The following is a 7,339-nucleotide window of genomic DNA, read 5'->3' on the forward strand; positions in this document are numbered from 1 at the left end:
CCGAGGAGGATAGGCGATTTCTGGCAAACGAGTCATCAGCAGTGCAACCACTCAACTGAATCTAGCCTAAGATTTGCTTGATGCCTATCCAGAGGGATTTTAGATTCTCTTTACAAATCAGCTCTAAAAGAGCTGGCTGATTCTAATCGATCGTGCTTTATAGCCAAAAATTAACTTGGTTGTGGCGGTATTAAGAACAGGTCACGAGCTATAAACCTTATGATGATAACTACGCTGGTGTTGTTGCCTTGCGCCCCAAGACAAACGCATCTTATCTGTGAAATACCTACTCGACAAGGGGTTCAAGCATTTAGGTTTAAGGCTGAGCAACTGATAAAATTCCTACGGGGAGAGACATCCAGCATTTTAGATGCGTTTTCCCTGCCTTATGCACCTTTATTACCCAATTTTTGAAAATAAGGATTTTTATTGAGTTAAAACGGGTGCGGAGGGACTCGAACCCCCGACAAACTGCTTAGAAGGCAGCTACTCTATCCACCTGAGTTACGCACCCACATGAAAATGGATCGCCAAACTTGGCTCTGTCGTAGATTGTATCTGTGCCGAGTGCTGCAAAGCAACCCAGAAAGCCAAAGCTTTCCAAATATATCGCTCAAGCAGCTTTAAGCTCAATGTAAACTAGAAACCAACATACCCAGACGTTTGGATACGATAGTGTATTAGTCAAGGCGATAGGCGCTACGCGGACGCTCTCGCGGCGTTGTCCGATTTTATCCCAGCACCAGGGCTGGATCGCGCCCTTATATAGTTTCGTGGCGATCGCTTTTTAGCCGCACCACGCCCCCGGCCAAGTCAGGAGTCATTTGCCAGTGTCATGTTTATTCTGAAACGGCAGGATGTTGAAATTTCTAGCATTCAGCACCCCAAGCGGGAGCAACAGATCCCGATTCTCACTTATCAGGGGCAAACCTTTCGCTTGATCAGTGTATTTGCAGCTAATCAAGCAGAAGAAGCCAGAGCCTTTTGGCGAGACCTTACCGATAACCGTGGCAAAGCCTGCGTTTTGCTGGAAGAGCCAGATCGGTATAGCGTCTGGGGCAAAATTCGTCTAGATCAGCTGGCTGCGGAGGCTAGTAGTGACGTCAAAATTGTCCCTCTCGCCCAAGCTTGCCTTTTGTTGCTCCAGGCGGTTTACATAGACGTTGAAGACCTATTAGGAAACAGACAAGCCGGATTATTTCAAAAAGACCTTAGTGATGTCTTCCGTCAGTGGCACTTTCCCAGTGCGGATGGGCCGGAAGCTGTGAAAAACTTGCTAACAATGGACCCTTTGAGTAGCCTCCAAATTCCCCCTTGGGAGGAACATCATCTGATCACCTTGTTACAAGAACTGCATCGCTTGGGTAAGGAATATTTCGGCAATACCCACTTTGCCCAAGGAGTAAAGGATACATTACAAGATATGCAACCAGGAGAGCGGTCTCAGTTCCTGGAGTGGCTAAATCAATCTCCCCTAGGTAAGCTGTGGCGCTAATCTAAAAAATGTTTGGGAAATATGCCAAAGCTTGCATTAAGATGAGACACTTGCGCTTCTTAAAGGAGATTTGTTAGCAGATTATTAATTGAATTGCATTTGCGATTAAACCTTGCGTGCATCCTTGTTTTGAAAAACTATGAGCAGTTCTTTAGAAAAGTCATCGGAAAAAGTATCCGGTTTACAATCCCTTCTGAGCGTACAGACAGTAATCGTTGCGGGAATAATCTGGGGTGTGCTAGCGCTACTGTATTTTCTGCTGTTTAGCATTTCTGCGCCCGGAGAGGAGCGTCCGCTTTGGTACTCGATTGGAACTTACATTTTTGAAGAGGTAGCTTACCTAGGCGCAGCAGTGCTGTGTTTTAGAAACTGGCGCAGTCCCCAGATTGTTAGCGGACGTAACGTCTGGCTGGGATTTGGACTGGGGATGTTGTGCTATTTTATCGGGAACCTGTTGTTTTGCTACTGGGAACTGGTTTTACACCAAGAACCCATTGTGTCACCTGGGGATTTGTTTTTTGTCCCTGCCTATTTATTTCTTGCCTGGGGAATGATTTTAGCTGTCATCTCACGGCGACTGAATCTAGAAGTTTGGCAGTGGGCAACCGTTGCAGCGATCGCAGTTGCCGGAATTGCCTTGGCAGTCTGGTTACAGGTTGCCTCCCCGAATAATGCATCCTCCGCAACCCCACCTTTACCCGTAGGAACAACACAGGGAACAACACAGATAGCGAAGGCGACTTCACCCAAGAAAGCGATCGCTGCCACCAAAGCACCAGCCGTCAATAAAACCGCTACTGTGGTGAAAACAGCACAAGCAAAACCCTCTGCTCCTACTGGAGAAAATCAGGCTCCAGCCTGGGTTCTATCAGTAGAAAAATTTCTAGAGCCATTAGGGACCTTTTTGAACATTTTTTACGTTGTTAGCGATATCTTTCTGTTGATCGTTGCCTCGACCGTATTGCTAGCCTTTTGGGGGGGTCGTTTTTCTCAGTCTTGGCGGATGATTGCTGGGGCAGCTTTTTCATACTACGTTGCTGATATGTGGCTGAAATACGCCGATAAGTTCATTGGTGATGATTATCAAAGCGGAGGACTATTGGAAGTATTTTGGGTCTTCAGCGGCGTCCTGTTTGCCATTGGCGCTGTCCTGGAATTTGATACATCCAGTCGTTCCCGTCGTAGCGGACGCAAACGTGCTTAGGAAGTAGCATGAGTGTGAGAAAACTCTCCGAATTAGATAAGCGCGACATCCTCAACCTGTATCGACAGCCAGGAGAGACAACCTCAACCCTGGCTAGTCGTTATGATGTCAGTAATTCAACGATTAGCCGTCTTTTAAAAAGTCGTCTATCCGAGCCAGAATATGAAGCCCTAATCCAGCAAAAGCGAACCAATCGCTCCCATTCAATTTCCGAACCTGCCACTGAAGCTGACGACGAGCCAGTAGAAACATCGCTGACCGCATCGGTAAAGAGCGAAGAATCCTTTCCCCACACTCAAGAATCTTTTGCAGATAGTGATAGTGAGGAATCAGTAGAGGCAAGCCCTACCGCCCCACGGAGGCGTCGCAGGCGCTCCTCAGTCTCTACAGAGGAAGAGAGGGCACAAGAGCAAGAAAACATTCCTTCCGAAATTTTCCCTGGGATCGATTCTTCTCTGCCACTTTTTCAGCTGGCTGTGGATGCCGCACCAAGTAACAACCCCGATCTACTTGATAACAATTACAGTGCAGAAGCCAGTGTCATAGAAGAGATGCTGGGGGAAGACCTGACGGATTTAGAAGACGAAGAGGACGAGGACGAGGATGACGACGACGATTTAGAAGACCTCCAAGACGAAGACGACTGGGATGATACGCCAACTCTAGAAAGTCCGATTCCAGCAGGAACCTTTAAGCGACAAAACCGTGCTAGCGTTCAAGTTTTACCGCTGTCTAACGCGGTGCTTCCTAAAACCTGCTACTTAGTTGTAGACCGAGCAGCAGAATTAATCGCTAGACCCCTGCGAGAGTTCAGCGATCTCGGACAAATTCCTGCCCAAGAAGTTCAACAGAGAACACTGCCAGTTTTCGATAACCATCGGGTAGCTCGTAGGTTCTCGAACCGCACCCAACGAGTGATTAAAGTTCCAGATGGCAGGATGCTTCAGAAAACTTGTTCGCAACTGCAAGCTAAGGGAATTACTCGCTTGCTGATTGATGGTCAAGTTTATTCGTTATAAGAGGCAGTGGTGAAACGCCGTCAAGTTCTCAAACAGCTGCTACAAACATCCGGCGGGCTGATTGCGGCTAGCTTGCTCCCAGGCTGCCAGTTAACAGGGTCCGTAGAGCCGCTGTTTTTGCTTGACCTGCTCAAGCCAGACTCAAAACTGCCAAAACACCTGCTCACGCCATTGAGCGAATTTTATGTGCAATCTTACGCCTTGCCGCCTAGGATTAACCTGGACAACTGGTGGTTAAAGGTTACGGGTGCTGTTGCCCGGCCGCTGACGCTGACCTTTCAGGACATCATGGCAGCGCCGCAGGAAAATTTCTATTTGACAATGGAATGCATCGGTAATCCCACTGGCGGCAACCTGATTGGAAACGCTCAATGGACGGGTACCCCTTTGCTACCTTTTCTAGAGCAAGCTGGTGTTAAATCAGAGGCGATAGAATTTAGGCTGCACGGAGCTGATTCCTACGAAACAACATTGCCAGTTGCAGAAGTCATGAGACAAGAAGTGCGACTGGTTCACCAGATGAATGGCGAAGCTCTCAATCAGTCGCATGGCTATCCTTTACGCATCATTATTCCCGGTCACTTTGGTCAGAAGCAACCCAAATGGCTAGTCGAGATTGAAGCTGTCAGCAGCCAGAAGCGAGGTTTTTGGGAACGTCAGGGCTGGTCTAATACCGCAGAAATTCCTACTCATGCGCTGATGCGCCAAGTGCAAAACACTCGTGTTTGGAACAGGCAGCATCGGGTGCATTTAGGGCGCACGGGTGAAACAGGTTGGGAAAGCGGCATTTTGATGGCTGGTGTTGCCTTGGACAAATCTAGTCCGATTACAGCCATTGAGGTAAGTACCAACGATGGTAAGACTTGGCAGAATGCCGAGCAGAATCAACCGCCATCTCCCCATGAGTGGACGCTCTGGCGTTATTTGTGGATGCCCCAACAGCCGGGAAATTATACTTTACTTGTTCGCGCAACGTCTTTACGCCAACAGCAGCAACTGAAAGATGATAATCGGATGGATGGTAGTAGTGGCGTTCTGCGAATTCAAGTAAATTTGCAAGCCTAAACGCTAGCCCTTCAGCGATTTAAGACAATTGAGAAATCAGTAACAAACGCGAAGTCTTGTGTCTTTGTTTAAAATAGGTTTTGAGAAACGGATGCTTGTGTAGGATGTATGGCAGTCTTCCCATACACCCAAGCAGAGTAATCTCTGTCATGGATGAATCTTCGCTAGAAAACTATGTTGATTGTTGAATGACGCTTCACCTGTCTATAAAAATTAGAGGAATTTATAGATAAACTGACCACCGTATTTTTACGGAAAATAGGTTTTGTAGAAGATTGTTATTAGAAAAATTACTTAATTATTGAGTTTTAAGAAAATATAAAAAAATATTTGTTACATCATCTACTTGAACCTTATAAGGAGGGTAATCTAGAGAAGTAAAATATTGATTAAGGCGTCGGCAAATAACAGATAAAAACTGGAATGAAGAAAGATTCTGTTATAAAAACAACCGCAGAAAATGTGGCTATTTAGCCTGGTAAGATTCGTTTCAAGTCTCTTCAACAGTTTATATAAACTAGGGAGCGATCGCGCTATGGAAGTAAGCCATTTACTTAAGCTTTATGAAGACGGACAAAGAGACTTTGCCGGGATCGATCTTAACGGAAGTGACTTGAGGGGAGTGACGCTCATTGGGGTCAATCTCACGGGCGCTAACCTGAGAGGAGCTAATCTGAGTCGAGCTTTCCTAACAAAGTCAGACTTAACGGGTGCTTGTCTAAACTGGGCCGATCTAAGTTTTATCAAACTGAGTGAAGGCAAACTGGTAGAAGCAGACTTGACGAAAGCGAACCTCAGTGGAGCGTTTCTAGTGAAGTCAAAATTGCCTGGAGCCAAACTGAGCGGTGCAAATCTCAGCAGTGCTAATCTTCGAGTAGCTAACCTTTGGGGTGCTAATCTCTGTGGAGCAAATATGCAAAGGATTAATCTGCGGGAAGCAAATCTCAGTGGCGTTAACCTTAGTTGGGCTAATTTGTGCGAAGCGAGACTCACAGGCGCGAAATTGTATGGCGCTTCCTTAAATGGTGTTAACTTCAGAAGAGCTTTTTTAAAAGGATTAGACCTGGGCGGAGTCGATTTAGAGGGAGCCAACCTTAATGATGCCAGATTGAGTGGCGCTAACCTGGAAGGCGCTAACCTGAGCGCAGTAGATCTCAGCCAAGCGACACTGCGTAGGGCCAATCTGAAAGGAGCAGATCTGCGGGGAGCAAACCTGGCAAAGGCGTCTTTGGAAGGGGCAGACTTAAGCTGGACGATTCTGAGTAGAGCAGACTTGAGTGAAGCAGATTTGAGTGAGGCAAAACTGGTAGGAACTAACTTGGAAGATGCTCAAATGAATGGCGCTGTGCTGCCATCAGAACACCAAAACTCATACTCAGAAGCAACTGTTAGTGGTAGTGTGACACCTTTTGAACAACCAGTTAGAGCAATGGTTGGGTAGTTGAGAGAACGCTAACTGATAATTACTGATAGATTTGGGATTTTTTGTGGACTGGTTACAGGTTATGGGTCGGGATTCTGGTACAACTCGTTACGCTGTAGTGTTGGTAACGGCGTCTTCGCGACAAGAGGCAGAAGCGATCGCGCAAAATTTAGTTGCATCCCAGCTAGCGGCTTGCGTTAACTTAATGCCAGTGCATTCTGTCTATACTTGGCAAGGTAAGGTTAACTCAGAAGAGGAATGGCAGCTAATCATTAAAACAGATCTAGCGCACTTTCCCGCCCTCGAAGCCAAGATTCGAGAGTTGCACTCTTATGAAGTACCAGAAATTATTGCTTTGCCAATCTTAGCTGGCTCTCCACCCTATCTTCAGTGGATTTCAGATAATGTGAGAAATTAGCTGTAGATAGCTGCTTCCAGACGTGTTGCTAAGTCAATGATGTCTTCAATCCTGGCAATTTGCTCGATCCATTCTTCTAGAATATTTTCAATACTGTAATAAATTCCCGCTAAGCCACCAGTAACGGCAGCAGTGGTATCCGTATCGTCACTTAAATTCACCGCTTTTAGTACCGCTTCGGTATGAGAAGAGCTGCCAATGTCAAAAACTTCGCTGTGGGGAGTCCAGAAATCTCAGTTTAACCAACGATAGAAATAGTTAGCTGTTACATTCGGAGAAAATCCATCATGATTTTGCGAAGCAGAAGATAAGGGAGCTATCATCTGACCAAGTACCAGCAGGTTGATTATAAGTTCCAGAACCTATCATCTCTGTTACAGGTGACTTCACCGATCGATTTGGTAATAAATTTGACTGGAAAACCCAACGCATCACCGGCATAGGCACCGATCAGCCCTGCTAAAACTTTAGAGCTTCTTTTCATTTCAAGTGTTTTATCCGGACTGCTGATGATTCCAGGGTAGTTGGCGATCGCGACTGTGCGTGCATTCAGTCCGTAGTGATTTAAGAGCTAGCAGGGATGGCATTATCTTAAGGAAAATTATAGCGGTTCTCAGTTGGATGGCATACAGTAAGGGAGTAGCCCAGCCTGCCAGACAATCGCCGATCATGAAAGCCTACTCGCTTGACCTACGCCAAAAAGTGATTGATGCCT

The 7,339-nt window shown here is 46.3% G+C and carries 6 protein-coding genes, 1 tRNA gene and 1 pseudogene; 6 read left to right on the forward strand and 2 right to left on the reverse strand.

What is annotated here, in order from left to right:
• Positions 1 to 440 precede the first annotated feature (440 nt).
• A tRNA-Arg gene (locus tag NC994_RS27310) sits at positions 441 to 514 on the reverse strand.
• Positions 515 to 835: 321 nt separating this feature from the next.
• Between NC994_RS27310 and NC994_RS27315 the strand changes: the two genes are divergently transcribed.
• The 6 genes from NC994_RS27315 (at position 836) to cutA (ending at position 6,624) form a co-directional block, all read left to right on the forward strand.
• Positions 836 to 1,495 (forward strand): Npun_F0813 family protein, encoded by a 660-nt coding sequence (locus tag NC994_RS27315; protein ID WP_190411919.1) that lies wholly within the window; start codon positions 836 to 838, stop codon positions 1,493 to 1,495.
• 139 nt (positions 1,496 to 1,634) lie between these two features.
• A complete protein-coding gene (locus tag NC994_RS27320; protein ID WP_190433468.1) occupies positions 1,635 to 2,699 on the forward strand; it encodes a hypothetical protein in 1,065 nt (354 codons plus the stop codon).
• A gap of 8 nt (positions 2,700 to 2,707) precedes the next feature.
• A complete protein-coding gene (locus NC994_RS27325) occupies positions 2,708 to 3,718 on the forward strand; it encodes a transposase (protein ID WP_190433470.1) in 1,011 nt (336 codons plus the stop codon).
• A gap of 9 nt (positions 3,719 to 3,727) precedes the next feature.
• Positions 3,728 to 4,783 carry a molybdopterin-dependent oxidoreductase gene (locus NC994_RS27330; protein WP_190433472.1) on the forward strand — a complete coding sequence of 352 codons (1,056 nt, stop codon included), beginning with the start codon at positions 3,728 to 3,730 and terminating at the stop codon, positions 4,781 to 4,783.
• Positions 4,784 to 5,318: 535 nt separating this feature from the next.
• A complete protein-coding gene (locus NC994_RS27335) occupies positions 5,319 to 6,224 on the forward strand; it encodes a pentapeptide repeat-containing protein (protein ID WP_190433475.1) in 906 nt (301 codons plus the stop codon).
• Positions 6,225 to 6,288: 64 nt separating this feature from the next.
• The gene (cutA, locus tag NC994_RS27340) at positions 6,289 to 6,624 is read left to right on the forward strand and encodes a divalent-cation tolerance protein CutA (RefSeq protein WP_190433477.1); all 336 of its coding nucleotides are present in this window, start codon (positions 6,289 to 6,291) and stop codon (positions 6,622 to 6,624) included.
• Here cutA and NC994_RS27345 read toward each other — a convergent pair.
• Positions 6,621 to 7,108, reverse strand: a pseudogene (locus NC994_RS27345) (ADP-ribosylglycohydrolase family protein). The gene cutA and the pseudogene NC994_RS27345 overlap by 4 nt on opposite strands.
• Positions 7,109 to 7,339: the final 231 nt, after the last annotated feature.

This window comes from Trichocoleus sp. AS-A1 (assembly GCF_039962015.1).
In the GTDB taxonomy this organism is placed as follows: domain Bacteria; phylum Cyanobacteriota; class Cyanobacteriia; order Cyanobacteriales; family FACHB-T130; genus FACHB-T130.